This window comes from Flavobacterium sp. Root901, assembly GCF_001429765.1.
In the GTDB taxonomy this organism is placed as follows: domain Bacteria; phylum Bacteroidota; class Bacteroidia; order Flavobacteriales; family Flavobacteriaceae; genus Flavobacterium.
The window spans coordinates 411,756-427,353 of sequence record NZ_LMJB01000007.1 but is presented as its reverse complement, the minus strand read 5'-3'; the positions used below and the strand labels follow the sequence as shown (position 1 = coordinate 427,353).

Here is a 15,598-nt window from a genome sequence, read left to right as displayed (position 1 = left end):
ATGAAAAAATTTCTATATACAATTTTACTTGCCCTTTTGATGGCTCCTAATTTTACTAAGGCACAAGAAGCCGCAGGAGCTGTGGGACCTATGTCATCATTTCCGGTTGTTTACAAATATGATGAAAAAGTTACATGGTACTTTGATCTTTCCGGAACTACGTTTGCAGAAAACGAAGATTTATACATCTGGATCTGGTCTCCGTCTGAGCCGGATGCAGGAAACTGGGAAAACTCATCTGATTTTGCCAAACTAAAATATGAAGGAAACAAAATGTGGAGCTTTACTTTAACTCCAACTTTATATTTTTCTAAAACTCCGGAAGAAATTGCAGCAAGCGCAGGATTTTGGTTTCGTCTGAAAAACAAAAACGGTTCTAAACAAAGTGATGTGGCGAATATGCCATATACTGATTTTTCTTCTTTCTACACTGCAAATGAATTAATCAGGGCTTATCCGACAAAACCAACTTTAGATAAAGGAGTAAGTATCTTATTTAATGCCAATTTAGCTCCTGGATTTGCGGGTGCAACGAGTGTGCATATTCATAGCGGATTGAATAATTGGGATATTAAACAAGAATACCAGTCATGGTTACCGGATATTGTTGAAAAAACCAAATTAAAAGATTTAGGAAACGGATTCTACAAAATGGATTTAGTTCCAAAAACATACTACAATGCACCAGACGGTTATGTAATGGAAAATTTAGTTTTCCTTATGGTAAAAGATGACTGGGCAGGAACAATTCCGGATCAGGTTTTATATGCTGGAGCTTACGAACCGCCGCCAGCACCGGTATTTGGATTTTTCCCTTTGCAAATCAGCCAGAAAGACTTCTTAGGAATGTCCAGAAAAAACAACGAACCGGGAGTAAACAAATTAATTTACACTATTACAGCCGGTGCAAAAACAATTTCTGGTGAATTTAGCGGAGGAACTGCAGAGATAAAAGGATTTGTGAATTTGGTTTCAGAACTTAAGGATTCTCCTGTTTTAAGTGAAATTCATGTTTTGGTAAAAGACAATAAAGACAAAACGATTTCAGACACGACAATTCCTCTTAAAACCTTAGACAAATAATTCACTATCAAATTAAAACATCATTCTAATGAAATAAGCATAATCCTAAATTAGTCGTTGAACAAATATTGGATATGCGAATTACATATGACTGATAGAAAAACAATAAATAACTACATATGAATAGTAAAAATAAAAAAATAGTCCTGCATCAAATGTGGACTACTAAATCGCTGGTATTCATGATTTTCATGCTTTTTCTTTCGGCAGGAATGTTTGCTCAGGGAAAAAAGCTGGTAACAGGTACCGTTTACGACAATTCTGGTACGGTGTTGCCGGGCGCATCGGTAATTGAATCCGGAACAAGAAATGCAACGACTACAGATTTTGACGGGAAATTCAGTCTTGAGGTAGCCGTAGGAAGTTCAATCGAAGTTTCTTTCATCGGATCAACAACTCAAAAAGTACAGATAACAGCTGCTTCTTCAAAATTAGAAGTTCGTTTGCAGAACGACGGTTATCAATTGGCAGAAGTTCAGGTGGTTTCCGTTGGATACGGAACGCAGAAGAAATCTGATTTAACCGGAGCTATCTCAACTGTTACGGCAGATAATTTAGTAAAAGGAACAATTTCTTCTACTGAACAGGTTTTACAGGGAAAAGTGGCCGGATTAAATATCATTCGTCCTTCAGGTGATCCTGCTGCGGGTGCAACACTTCGTTTACGTGGAGGAACGTCATTAACAGCAAGCAATAGTCCGCTTATTGTAGTTGACGGAATTGCAGGTGTAGATATTAATGTGGTTCAGCCTTCAGATATTAAATCAATTGACGTTCTTAAAGATGCTTCTGCGACAGCTATTTATGGTTCGAGAGGAGCAAACGGAGTTATCATTATTACAACAAAATCTGGGACAAAAGGAGTTTCTGTTGTTTACAGCGGTTTATCAAGCGTGGGTTATGTGGCTGATAATTTAGATCTTTTATCTGCCAATCAATGGAGAGGTTACGTTCGTCAGTCAGGAAACATGGACGCTGTTGACTACGGCGGAAACACAAACTGGCAGAAAGCAATCGAGCAGACTGCAATTTCACAATCACATACTTTAAGTATTAATTCTGGAAAAGCAGACAGCGGTTTTAGAGCTTCAATCGCATATTTAAATAATGAAGGCGTTATTAAAAAATCCGGTTTAGAAAGAATCAGCGGAAATGTTAGCGCTTATCAATATCTTGGAGACAACAAAGATGTAAAATTTGATATGGGTTTATTTGCCAATATCGATAAATGGCATCCAATTGATTACAGAATTTTTGAACGTGCATACAACTTAAACCCAACAATTCCGGTTTATGATGCTAATGGAAATTTTACTTCTGTAGGAGGAAATATCTATGAAAACCCGGTTGAAATTTTGACAAACAGAACAGTTGATAACGAAAGACACAGACTTTTAGGTTATTTTAAAACGGAGGTTAAATTCTTAAACGATTTTCAGGCAGTTGCCAATATTTCGTTAGAACATAATGCAGTAGCAGGCGGAACTTACAAACCAACTTATGCTATTATGGAAGGAAGAACGGAGGCAGGATATGCACAGAGAACATATGCAGAATATACAAATGCACAAGGAGAACTTTATGTAAATTATTCTAAAGTAATTGATAAACATACAATCAGTGCACTTGCCGGTTATTCTTATCTTGAAAATATTTATCAGGGATTTGGAGCACAAAGAAGCGGTTTCGTAACAGATGCTTTTGGATACAATAACTTAGGTGCAGGTTACAATTATCGTTTAGGAGATGTTTATTCTTATAAAGGAAAATCAAACCTTGTTTCTTTTTATGCTCGTGCCAATTACAATTACGACGGAAAATATCTGCTTACAGCGACAGTAAGACGTGATGGTTCTAGCCGTTTTGGAGAAAATAATAAATGGGGAACTTTCCCATCTGCCTCTGCAGCATGGAAAATTTCTAGCGAAGATTTTATGAGCGGTACAAAAGACTGGTTAGGATCTTTAAAATTAAGAGTGGGTTACGGAGTTACGGGTAATCAGGACGGAATTGGTGAATACAAATCACTTTCTATTTTAGGAGTTGGAAACGACAGTTACTACGATCCGGTTACAGGAACGTGGAGTTTGGCTTATTCTCCAAAACAAAACCCAAATCCGGATTTAAAATGGGAATCTACAAGACAATTGAACATTGGTATTGACTTTGGTCTTTTTGACAGAATCACAGGTTCATTTGAATGGTACCAAAAAAATACACACGATTTATTATATACTTATGAAGTTCCTCAGCCGCCATACCTGGTTGGAACTATGCTGGCAAACGTTGGAGAAATGTCTAACAAAGGAGTTGAACTTACTTTAAATGCTGATATTGTAAGAGGAGATAAATTTACCTGGAATGCTAATTTAACACTAGGACACAACGTTCAGAAAATTGAAAAATTATCAAATCCAACCTATAAAACAGATGTTATTTACAGTGGTTCATTGCACGGTTTAGCAGGTATGTCAGGACAATATTCTCAGGTTATTGCCGAAGGATATCCGGTGGGAACTTTCTGGGGATTCAGAAATGCAGGTCTTGATGAAAACGGGAAAATTCAGTACTATAATGCAGCAGGAAATGTTGTAGCAGAAAGTGCTTTAGTCGATGCTGATAAAACAGATTTAGGAAACATTCAGCCAGATTTGACTATGGGTATTGGAATGAATTTTACTTACGGAAATTTTGATCTTGGTGTTACAGGTTACGGAATGTTTGGACAAAAAGCTTTAAACGCCACAAACATGATGCTGAACGATCCTACAAGATTACCATCTTACAATGTACCGGATGATTTCTTAGGAAGCGGAATTACGTCTTCTCCAAAATATTCAGATTACTGGATCGAAGATGCGTCTTTCTTTAGATTACAGACACTTTCACTTGGATACACAATGCCATTAGGCTTTAAAAATTCAAAATTGAGAATGTACATCATGGGAGAAAACCTTGCTGTATTTACAAAATACAAAGGAGTAGATCCGGAGATTGGTTTAAATGCACAAGACGGTGTTGACCAGACAGGATTAGCAGCGCCTGGTATCGATAAGTACAACAATTATCCTCGTCCGACAACAATTTCTGTTGGATTAAATTTCACGCTGAATAACTAAGCGATTAACTCAAAAATATAAAAAATGAAAATCAAAATAACAGCAGCAATATTAGTAAGCATGCTTTTTACGATATCATCATGTACCGATTTGGACGAACAGTTATATGATAGAGTAGAAGATGGAAATTTTGGAAATACTCCAAAAGAAATTGATGCATTAGTTGGCGGGGCGTATTCATCGTTAAGAGGTTTCGCCGATGGAATTTCAAACAATTATCCAACCTGCGAATACGTATTCTTTTTGAATGAAACCGTTTCTGATGAAGCTACAATCCCTACCAGAGGAACAAACTGGTACGATGGCGGGCAATATCAGGATGCACAAAAACATACCTGGAAAGCAGATAACCGTATGATTCTTTCGGCGTGGCGTTACAACTATACCGGAATTGCAAAAATCAACTCCATCATTTATCAAATTGATAAATCGTCATTGACTGATAATGCAAAAGCACCCATTTATGCTGAGTTGAAAGCCTTAAGAGCCTATTACTATTATAATCTTTTAGATTTATTCGGAAATGTGCCAATTGTTATAGATTTTGCAGATACAGCGCTGCCTTCCAATTCTACAAGAAAACAAGTTTATGATTTTGTTGAAAAAGAATTAAAAGACGCCATTCCGCATTTAACCTCAAATGTGGTGTATTCTAAAATGACAAAAAATGTAGCATACGCACTTTTGGCAAGATTATATCTTAACTCACAAGCTTTTATAGGAACAGCTCGCTGGCAGGATTGTATCGACATGTGCCAAAAAATTTCAGGTTATACACTGGCTCCGGATTTCTTTGCCAATTTTGCCACTCAAAATGAGAAATCACCTGAAATTATTTTCGCTATTCCTTACGATTCAAAAGCAGGAACTGTTGGAAACTACATGAGTTCAATGTCTTGTCATTATCTTCATAAATTAACGATTTCTCCAGTTGGAGATTACCCTTGGAGTGCAAACGGAATGTGTGCACAGCCGGGAGTTTATTCTGCTTTTGCCGATACAGACAAAAGAAAAAAATGCATGATCGCCGGAGATCAGATCAATTTAGCAACCGGAACTGTAATTACAATGGATAACGGAGAGCCATTAACCTATACAGAAGAAGTTACAAGTGTTGCCGATGCTAAAGAAAACCAGGGTGTTCGTTTAGGTAAATACGAAATGAAAGCCGGAGAAACATGGGAGCGTGATCACGATTTAGTAGTAATTCGTTATGCCGAAATTTTAATGATGCAGGCAGAATGTTATGTTCGTTTAGGGTCTGCAGATTTAGCAAAACCATTTGTACAGCAGGTAACTGCACGTGCCGGAGAAGAAATGCCGGCAGTAATCGACCTGAACTTTATCGATCAGGAACTGCTTAAGGAATTTACTTTTGAAGGAAGAAGAAGAACAGACAATATCCGTTTTGGAACATTCTTCCAGCCATGGTGGGAAAAAGGAACAACTCCTGCCTACAGAGCAATTTTCCCAATTCCGAGCACAGTTTTAACAACAAATAAAAACCTGGTACAAAATCCTGGGTATTAGGTTCTCAATGTCAGTCTTCCATGTTGGTTAGTCGTGGAAGGCTGGCATATTTATAACATAGAAACTTTTTAAATTAAAAATTGAGAATTAAAAATTAAAAATATTTTAAGAATCATAATATTCTGAGTAATTTTTTTATGCAAATACAGCAGATTTTTAATTTTTAATTCTCAATTTTTAATTGCTTTTATCTGTGGCAAAAAATAAAATAACAAAACATCAATATGAAAAGATATATCACATTATTGTTTTTTGGGATAATGAGCATTGTAGTCGTTTCCGGATGCAGCAGCGATGACAAAAGTCCCGAAGAACCTGTAAAACCAGAAGTGCTTGCGCCTGTTGCAGTTGAAAAAACAAACAGCACCAAAATTTATGTTCATTACATGCCCTGGTTTGAAACCAATGAAAGCAGTGCCGATAAAAAATGGGGATACCACTGGACAATGGCAAACAAAAATCCGAATACTATAGGCGCAAATAACCGCAGGGAAATCGCTTCGTATTATTATCCTCTTATTGGGCCATATCATTCCGGAGATAAAAATGTGATTGAAAATCATTTATTATTGATGAAATATTCAGGAATTGATGGTGTTTTGATCGATTGGTACGGAACTTACGATGTTAACGATTACAGAATGGTAAAAGAAAACACAGAACAAATTATAGCAATGCTGGATAAAGTTGGACTGGAATATGCCATTGTTTACGAAGACAGAGTAACAACTAATGTGGTAAACGCCGGAAAAGCAATTTCTGTAACCAGCGCTGCGAAAACCGATTTAGCGTATATGGAAAAGAATTATTTTGATGATAAAAACTACATCAAAGTAAATGGAAAACCGCTGTTGCTAAATTTTGGTCCAATTGTATTGCAGACACCAGCCGAATGGACAAATGTTTTTAGCAGTATTACTACAAAACCAACTTTCCTGACACTTTGGGACCAGTCTGTAGAAGCCGGAGCAAATGCATCCGGAGAATATGCCTGGGTTTATAAAAACAGTACCTATCTAACGAATTTTTATACCAATACAAAACCAAAACTTTCTGCAGCAATTGGAAGTGCTTATCCCGGGTTTAAAGATTTTTATGCCGAAGGCGGAGGCGGAGCGGCAATTGGCTGGACTATTGACCATAACAATGGAGCAACGCTTGATGAAACACTTTCTTTAGCTAAAAATGCCAATTTAAATTACCTGCAGTTAATTACCTGGAACGACTTTGGTGAAGGAACAATGTTTGAACCAACAGTTGAATTTGGTTACACGTATATCGAAAAAGTAAAAGCATTTGCCGGAGTAAAAAGTACCGAATCTGTGTTTCCGGATATCAGCAAAATGTATAATCTGCGTATAGAAAAGAAAGGCAATGCAGATGCTCAGAATAAACTGGATCAGGCTTTTAATTATTTTGTTTCCATGCAGCCCGCAAAAGCAAAACAGTTAATAAACGAAATAAAATAAGAGTTGTAATTAATACAATTAAATAATGAAAAACATAAGATATAGATACTGTATAATTGCTTTAGCGTCAATATTAATTTACGCCTGCAGTGCTGGTACTAAAAAAACATACAAAATTACTTCTCCCGGAAAAAAAGCTGAATTAGTTTTTGAATTAACTGTTTCAGGGCAGCCTCAATACAGTTTTACTTCTAATGGAAAATCTGTTATAGAACCTTCTCTGTTAGGATTTGAATTTCAGGGAATTCAAAAAATGACAGATGGTTTTGAAGTGGTTTCCACCGAAGAAAAATCGGCTGATGAAACTTGGGAACAGCCTTGGGGAGAATTCAAAAAAGTCCGCGATCATCATAACGAATTGATTGTTCACTTAAAAGAATCAAAGGGAGAAGAACGTTTGGTTGATATTATTTTCAGGGTTTTTGATGACGGTTTAGGATTTAGATATGAATTTCCAAAACAGCCGCATTTAGGAAAAGTGAAAATCTCAAACGAAATTACTCAGTTTACTTTTAAATCTAATAATGATGTCTGGTGGATTCCGGTGCACCGCGAAAACAGTTATTACGAAAGTGAATACCGCAAAACATCAATCAGCAAAACCGATACCATAAATACTCCGGCAACTTTTGAAACAAAAGAGAATTTATACGTTGCGATTCACGAAGCCAATTTAACTGATTTTGCTTCAATGACACTTTTAAAAACAAGTGATAAACAATACAAAAGTGATTTAGTGCCTTGGGCAGATGGTGTAAAAGTATATGCAGAAACACCTTTTAAAACACCTTGGAGAACAGTTGTTGTAGGAAAAACGCCCGGCGATGTTGCGACTTCAACCATTATGCTGAATTTGAACGAACCTTCAAAAATTGAAGACCTTTCCTGGATTACACCTTCTAAATATATCGGAATCTGGTGGGGAATGCATTTGGAAAAATTCACTTGGGGACAAGGCCCAAAACATGGTGCTACAACAAAAAACACAAAAGAATATATTGATTTTGCTGCGAAAAACAATTTTGACGGCGTTCTGGTTGAAGGCTGGAACGAGGGCTGGGACGGTGACTGGACCGCTGACGGAAATGCTTTTAGCTTTGTAAAAGCTTATCCCGATTTTAATCTGGAAGAAATTACAAAATATGCAGCAATGAAAAATGTCCGCTTAATTGGACATCACGAAACTGCCGGCGCTTCTAAACATTATGAAAGCCAGCTTGAAGATGCATTTAAATTGTATCAGAAAATGGGAGTTAATTCTGTTAAAACGGGTTATGTAAACAAGTATCTGGATAAAAAAGAATGGCACGACAGCCAGTACGCATCCCGTCATTACAGAAAAGTAATCGAAACGGCCGCCAAATATCATATTATGATTGATAACCATGAGCCGATAAAAGGTACAGGAATTCAGCGTACTTATCCAAACTTTATGTCTCAGGAAGGCGGAAGAGGTCAGGAATATAATGCGTGGTCTGTAGACGGCGGAAATACACCGCAGCATTTAACGACTCTGCCTTTTACAAGAATGCTTTCCGGACCATTTGATTACACACCCGGAAATTTCAATTTTGATTATAAAACGCCTTCGGGCGCACGTGTACAAACTACTTTGGCCAATCAGCTTGCTTTGTATGTCATTATTTTTAGTCCGCTGCAAATGGCTTCAGATTTACCGGAAAATTATGTTGATAAACCAGAATTTCAATTCATTAAAAATGTTCCGTGCACTTGGTCTGATACTAAGGTTTTGGATTCTAAAATTGGAGAATATACTACCATTGTTCGTAAAGACTGGGACGAGAAAAACTGGTACTTAGGTTCTATCACAAACAAAGACGCAAGAGATCTTAAAGTAACTTTATCTTTCCTGGATAAAGGGAAAGAATATGAAGCCGAAATTTATGCCGATGGAGCCGGAGCCAACTATAAAACCAATCCATATCCTGTTACGATTTCAAAACAAAAGGTAAATAACCAAACCGTTTTAAATATCAAATTGGCAGCTGGCGGAGGAACAGCTGTAAAATTTACTCCAATCGAAAAATAAGTTAGTTTGAGTTAAGTTTGCTTGAATGAACCCGATATCCTCAAAAAGATGTCGGGTTTGTTTTTTAATTTTGTTTCAGGTTTTATAAACTTTAAATGGTTTGCGGTTGAATTAAACGTTAGAGTTAAACCTGAAACCTGAAACAAAAAACCAAAAACTCAATGTCTGTAAAACTTCACATGATTTCCAAAACTGTAAGTTGCTGCCAGACTAGGTCCATTGTATCCCCATTTGAAGTAACCGTCGAGTCGGGGTCTGGTTGCGTCAAGTCTGAAGTTTAAGCCTGTGTATCCGGCCGTTAGGCTGAAATCTTTATAAACATTATATAAAATCGATAAATTATAGCTGATAATCCGGCCGTCGATGTCGTTTATTTTGAGTGCGAAGTAATTTACATTTGCATACAAACCTACTTTTTTTCCGAGAACAAACTCGCCCCAGATTCCAATATCTGGTAAAGGAGCGGTAAAGTCTACATTGTCATGATATTCTGCCTCCGCTGTATTGGCTACAAATCTGATTCCGACATCAGCAAGCATGACGTGCGCACCTATTAGTAAACCTAATTCGTATTTAGGTTTGGAAACTATTGCATATCCGTATGCAAACCGAATAATTTCGTTATTCATAAAAGCCGAAATCCTGGCATCGACCGGATAAGTATGATCTTGGAATTCAATTTCTTTTTGGAGTATTTTTTCTGAATTTCTTTTTAAATAAAAATATTCCAGATTAAAACGCGATCTTCGGGAAGCGCGCCATTCAAATGCTCCAAAAAAGGAAACAGTATTGCTTTGAAAACCTAAGTCCCGCTCAAAGTCAATGTCAGTTCCAATGTTTCCATTTGTTCCGTTAACTTCAACTTCGGTATTGTTGAAAGGAAAAAAAGCACCGGCTGTTACTTTAAACCTTCTTCCGCGCCAGGGCAGATCCTCAGCGATATAATTCTGCAGTTCATCTGAATTATTTTTTGCATTCATTACGGGATTTTCAGCTGTTATTTCGGCTGTTGTCTGTGCATTTGCCGATAAATAGGAGAAGGGAATTATCAATAAATAAACTAATTTTTTCATGGAATTGATGTTTAGGTTTATTAATGAATTTTGATACTTAAAGTTAACAAAAAAAATCACTCAAAATTGACTTTGTTTAGTTTATTATTTTGATTTTCAATAAGATATGGTTGTTTTTTGTTTAAGTCTTCCTGCGTGAGGGATAGGAGCAGGCTGCCGAAGCAGCGCGGATAGCCCGACAGCATTTAAAAAAATCCCCAATGAACGCAAAGATGCATCGGGGATTTTTTTAAATGGTGGCACGCCCTGAATGTAAATGTAAAAATGAAGGAATTTATTTTCATCCTCAAATTGATATTGTTATATTTGAATATAAACCTTTTACTATGAACAAAAACCTGAAAAAATACCTCATTAAGTCTTTTATTGTTTTGGCATTTATTCATTTAGCTTATTTTTTGTATGGCTATTTTACTTTTGAAGGAATTAAGAATATTGATATTTACTCGGAGTTTTACAGGTTTAAGTTTTATGATGATGTTTCGATTTCGCACTTTTTTGTAAGCTGTATATTTTTGTTTTTCTTTTTGTTTTTTTTATTGAAGAACCACGCCAGACAGCAATATTCATTCTCTAAAATTATTCAGATTGGCTTTTTTCTGCTGCTTATTTCTTTTGCCTCCTTAACTTTTTTTATCAGCTTTAGTTTTGGGCAGAATGCAAAATTAAGAGGAGAATTGTCTCAAAAAAAATATAATGACGACAAGGAATTGTTGAATGTATTGAATCCGTTTTTGTATAATTATACTTCATACTATTCTGAAAAACTGTTTAATTATGAGAATATTTTATATCCAAAACCGTATCCTGTAATTAAGGAAGAAAAACAGGTTTTAATTTTTCACGATCAATTTAATACCGAAACGACTTACTACAGCATTGATACACTGAAAGTTTTGACTGAAACGTATAACAAAGTTTCTCAAAAAACAGATTCGGTTTTTGATTTTACAGGATTGGATGTCAATATTCTTAAAGAAAGAATCATTAAAAAAACAATTATTGGAGACAGCACGCAAATCGTTTTTAAAGGTCTCGAAGTAAGTCCGGAATACGATAAAGATATTTGTGTTTTTCTTGAAAATAAATCGCTTTATAAACCTGTAATTGGCGAACCAGTTGCTAAACAACAATATGAGGCTGCAGTAAAACGCTATAATCTGTTGTATAAATTTAAACAGGATTCGCTGAAAAGCAGGTTTCAAAAATTGGATACTTTATTAAAGAAATACAATATTGAATCTCGAATTGTTCCGCAGAAACTGACTTCGCAGGTTTTTTATTATGCTAAGAATCAGGAAAGGTCTTTAAACGGAATCGAAAATTACTTTGACAGAAAAGCCCTGAACGAAAAATTTGAAGCGCTTGATCGTTATTTTTACAATCCAAATTACCTGCATCCAAATATTACTTTGGTATTTTTTGTTGTATTGGCTCTGGTGTGGCTAGATTTATTCTTGTTTTATATCTTATTTAATTATAAGAAAAATAAACCTGATTAATAGTACTCAGCCTTTTCTGCAAGGTTATTAAACTTTGCACTAAACTCTGTTATAATCAGCGCGCCAGTGTACGATCGCTTTTTTTATAGCGTCTCCGGTGAGGTTGTTTTTTAATGCATCTTCGAGCAAAGGGAGAATTTCATCGTCTGGTGCAAATCGTAAGGCAAAGATTTGATCATCGGTTAATTTGTGTTCAAATTCTTCTAATCTTTTTCCGGTCAGGGTGAAGTAGCGGTAACGGAGTTCTAAACGCACTATTCGGTTTTGTAGAGTAAGCGCATAATGTTGTCGGAGCATAAAAGCAAGAGCAAACAAAAACACAAAAACAACGCTGATAAAAGACCAGATAAGCCATTGGTTTGTTGTCCACGCAAAGTAAATACTGAATGCTAAAAAGGCCGTTAAAACCGGATAATATACAAAGTGGTGAGGTGTGTAAAATCGAATGTGATTATAGTAAGTCTGGATTTTCATAATTGGAATATTTAAGTTAAAGCTAAAAAAAGAAAGCTACCCTAATAATTTAGAATAGCTTTTTTCTCAAAAATAAACTAACATAACCAATGTTCTCTTTATAATATAAACTTCTAAAAAGTTTGTCTTAGTAGTATTTGTAATTTAAAAAAGCCTCCTCTTCATTTTATTGCAACCTTCCTAAATCTGGCTTTGATTTCTTGATTGTAAAATTATACTAAGTTGAGAAATTTCGTGTTATATTTTAAAGTTCAAAATTTACATTATTTCAATATTTCGCTTTTTTTATATTATAAAGTGCCAATAATTTTCCATTCATCCAATTTGGACTGGAATGTTTTGCCAGCATTTGCGGGACTTGTAGACGGCAGTGTAATTAATGTATAGGATTTTTTTAAGTGAACATATTTTTTAAAAAATGCCGCAGCCTTTTGTCCGTTAAATAAAATGGTATTTATTTTTGGATGAAGTTTTAGAAAAGTTTCAAAATCATTTGCAATTTCATTTTTGATCGCACTGTCTAAACTTCCCACTCTGTCACAATATTGTAAAACATCCCAAAGCGCAATTTTATTTTTAAGTAAAAGCGTTTTTCTGGTTTCATAATCGGTTGAGAATTCTTCGTTGAAAATTGTAAACAAAAACTTCCAGAAGTTATTTTGATTGTGCCCGTAATATTGATTCAATTCTAATGATTTTGTTCCGGGCATCGTGCCTAAAATCAACACATTAGAGTCTTCTGAACTTATTGGGGAGAAAGAGTAGCTTTTCATTTATTGAATCAAGAAATATTTTATTTGAGTTAAAATTATAGTGATAAGTAATTATAAAACAATTGCAGAAAATTATATAACATTTTTGGTTTACGATTAAGCGAACTTTGAATCTACATTTTAAACGTAATAATGCGGTTTAAGAATCTCATTAAAATTACAGAATTTAAATCGAAAAAAAATGAAAATAGTTACTATACATACAGAGAAAATTCAAAACATATTTGAAGAATTGAATAAAAACTTCGGCGGACAAGTAACTTTTGACGTTGATGAATATAAACTTGAAGTAAATAATAATTTTGCAAAAGGATCTATAAGCGGGGCATCGTTTAATGATAATATTTCTTATGTTCAGTTTGATATGACTTTTTCAGTAGATTTAAAACTGAATATTATTAACGGAATTTCATCGCCTTTGTATTTTGCATATTGTTCTAAAGGTAATCTTTCACACAGTTTTGGAATTCATGGTGAACAAAGAAAATTAAAAACGTTTCAAACTGCTATTGTGACTTCAAAATTAAAACAAGATAATGTTTTGTATTTTGAAAAAGATAAAAAGACAAAATTTACTTTAATAATTGTTGGAACTCAAACCGAACCAGATCATGCTAATTCTTTAAACAAAATGGTTCGCGAAACATTTTTTCAGGAAAACCTTAACGAAGAATTCTTTTATGCCGGTTCATATAATTTAAAAATTGGTGAAAAAATCGAGCAGTTAAATGCCGTGACACAAACCGGAATTGTTAGAAATTTATTAAAAGAAGGAATTTTGAGAATTATCCTGGCAATGGAAATCCAGCAGCATACAGATGATTTGAATTCATTTTCTAAAGAAGCAAACTGCTTAACTTTAAGGGAAATGGAAGAAATAAAAGAACTTTCAGAAGCCATAAAAGCAAATCCGGAAGAGCCTTTTACAATCAAATCGCTAAGTAAAAAATCAGGTCTTTCTCCAAATAAACTTCAGGAAGGTTTTAAAATGATCCACAACAGAACTGTAAACGATTATATTACGCACATGCGTGTTTTAAAAGCCGAAATTTTAATTAGAACATCTGATTTAAATATTTCTGAAATTGTTTATTGTATTGGTTTTACCAGCAGAAGTTATTTTTCTAAAATATTCAAACAAAAATTTAACTGCAGTCCTAAAGAATATAAATTCAATTTAAATCCACTGGCTATTACAGCTTGATTTCTAAGCTGCTGAGATACTGAGATATTAAGAAGCTAAGAAGAAAACTTAGAATCTTAGAATCTCTAAAAAATAATGTCGTTAGCTTTAAGCAAGATATATACCAAAATGCTAAGATTCTGAGTCGCTGAGGTTCTATTAAATAGAAGCTCCAAACTTAGAATCTTAGTTTTTTTATGAACAAAGGGTGGAGGTTAGAGTAAAACTCTTATAAGTAAATTTAAAGTTTTGAACTTTGTTCGTTTGAAACAATCAGTTCACCTTAAAAAAAATTTTGCAAAAAAGATTTTTTTTATACATTTGTATAACTGGTTATATAATTAATTATATTATGGATTTTTTTAACAAAGTAGGCAAAGCAGCTTTAGGAAGCCGTTTGCGTTTAATGACAGCAGTTATAACAGATGATGCTTCAAAAATATACGAATTGTATGGTGCAGATTTTGTACCAAAATGGTTTCCTGTATTTTATACATTGACGGAAGACAGAGAATTAACAATTACTGAAATTGCGAATGAAATTGGTCATTCTCAGCCGTCTGTGAGTAAAATTATTCGGGAAATGATGGCAGCGGGACTAGTGGAGGAAAATCTAAAAACAGATGATAAGCGAAAAAACAATGTTGTTTTATCGCAAAAAGGACTTTTGCTGGCAAAAAATATCCAGCACCAGCTCAAAGACATTGATATTGCGATAGATGATTTAATTTCTGAATCAAAACATAATCTTTGGGCCGCGCTTGAAGAATGGGAATTTTTATTGCAACAAAAATCAATGTTTAAAAGAGTAAGCGATCAGAAAAAGCTTCGCGAAAGCAAAGACGTTAAAATTGTCGAGTACACGCCTCAATACAAAGAAGCTTTTAAAGCTTTAAACGAAGAATGGATTTCGACCTATTTTGAAATGGAAGAAGCCGATTATAAAGCACTCGACAATCCGGAAGATTATATTTTAAAAAAAGGTGGAAAAATCCTTGTTGCTTTATATGAAAGCGAACCTGTTGGTGTGTGTGCTCTCATAAAAACGAACAATCCAGAGTATGATTTTGAAATGGCAAAAATGGCCGTTTCACCAAAAGCTCAGGGGAAAAATATTGGCTGGTTGTTAGGTCAGGCTATTGTGGCTTCTGCCAAAGAACTCGGCGCAAAAAAAATATATCTGGAAAGTAACACGATCTTAAAACCAGCTATAAATTTGTATTACAAACTGGGCTTTGAAAAGGTTTTTGGGTTAGAAACTCCTTACAAACGTTGTAATATACAGATGGAGTTGGTTCTTTAAAAAAGAGACTAAGATTCTAAGGTACTAAGGTGCTAAGAT

General features: G+C 34.9%; 11 protein-coding genes. 8 read left to right on the top strand and 3 right to left on the bottom strand.

All coding sequences use genetic code 11. From position 1 onward, the window contains the following. From ASE21_RS15070 to ASE21_RS15050, 5 genes are all read left to right on the top strand, one after another. Entirely contained in the window at positions 1-1,083 is a 1,083-nt protein-coding gene (locus ASE21_RS15070) for a hypothetical protein (protein WP_057123512.1), read from the top strand. 119 nt (positions 1,084-1,202) lie between these two features. Further along, positions 1,203-4,202: a SusC/RagA family TonB-linked outer membrane protein gene (locus tag ASE21_RS15065; protein WP_082603486.1), complete on the top strand. Its 3,000-nt coding sequence runs from the start codon at positions 1,203-1,205 to the stop codon at positions 4,200-4,202. A 24-nt stretch (positions 4,203-4,226) separates the two neighbouring features. After that, positions 4,227-5,732: a RagB/SusD family nutrient uptake outer membrane protein gene (locus ASE21_RS15060; protein ID WP_057123510.1), complete on the top strand. Its 1,506-nt coding sequence runs from the start codon at positions 4,227-4,229 to the stop codon at positions 5,730-5,732. 224 nt (positions 5,733-5,956) lie between these two features. Beyond that, positions 5,957-7,201, top strand: a complete 1,245-nt coding sequence (locus ASE21_RS15055) for a glycoside hydrolase family 71/99-like protein (protein ID WP_057123509.1) — start codon at positions 5,957-5,959, stop codon at positions 7,199-7,201. Between the two features lie 25 nt (positions 7,202-7,226). Beyond that, a complete protein-coding gene (locus ASE21_RS15050) occupies positions 7,227-9,251 on the top strand; it encodes a glycoside hydrolase family 97 protein (RefSeq protein WP_057123508.1) in 2,025 nt (674 codons plus the stop codon). Between the two features lie 158 nt (positions 9,252-9,409). On the opposite strand, the gene ASE21_RS15045 is transcribed toward ASE21_RS15050, so the two are convergent. Further along, complete coding sequence (locus tag ASE21_RS15045; RefSeq protein WP_057123507.1) at positions 9,410-10,324, bottom strand: hypothetical protein; 915 nt, start codon at positions 10,322-10,324, stop codon at positions 9,410-9,412. A gap of 326 nt (positions 10,325-10,650) precedes the next feature. On the opposite strand from ASE21_RS15045, the gene ASE21_RS15040 reads away from it, so the two are divergent. Continuing rightward, positions 10,651-11,826, top strand: coding sequence for a hypothetical protein (locus tag ASE21_RS15040; protein ID WP_057123597.1), 1,176 nt, complete (start codon positions 10,651-10,653; stop codon positions 11,824-11,826). A gap of 39 nt (positions 11,827-11,865) precedes the next feature. Here the strand turns inward: ASE21_RS15040 and ASE21_RS15035 are convergent, their stop codons facing one another. Beyond that, entirely contained in the window at positions 11,866-12,300 is a 435-nt protein-coding gene (locus ASE21_RS15035; protein WP_057123506.1) for a DUF6526 family protein, read from the bottom strand. A gap of 290 nt (positions 12,301-12,590) precedes the next feature. Beyond that, a complete protein-coding gene (locus ASE21_RS15030) occupies positions 12,591-13,073 on the bottom strand; it encodes a DNA-deoxyinosine glycosylase (protein WP_057123505.1) in 483 nt (160 codons plus the stop codon). Positions 13,074-13,254: 181 nt separating this feature from the next. Here ASE21_RS15030 and ASE21_RS15025 point away from each other — a divergent pair, with 181 nt between their 5' ends. Further along, positions 13,255-14,277 (top strand): helix-turn-helix domain-containing protein, encoded by a 1,023-nt coding sequence (locus tag ASE21_RS15025; RefSeq protein WP_057123504.1) that lies wholly within the window; start codon positions 13,255-13,257, stop codon positions 14,275-14,277. 331 nt (positions 14,278-14,608) lie between these two features. Continuing rightward, positions 14,609-15,559 (top strand): bifunctional helix-turn-helix transcriptional regulator/GNAT family N-acetyltransferase, encoded by a 951-nt coding sequence (locus tag ASE21_RS15020; protein ID WP_057123503.1) that lies wholly within the window; start codon positions 14,609-14,611, stop codon positions 15,557-15,559. The last annotated feature ends 39 nt before the right edge of the window (positions 15,560-15,598 follow it).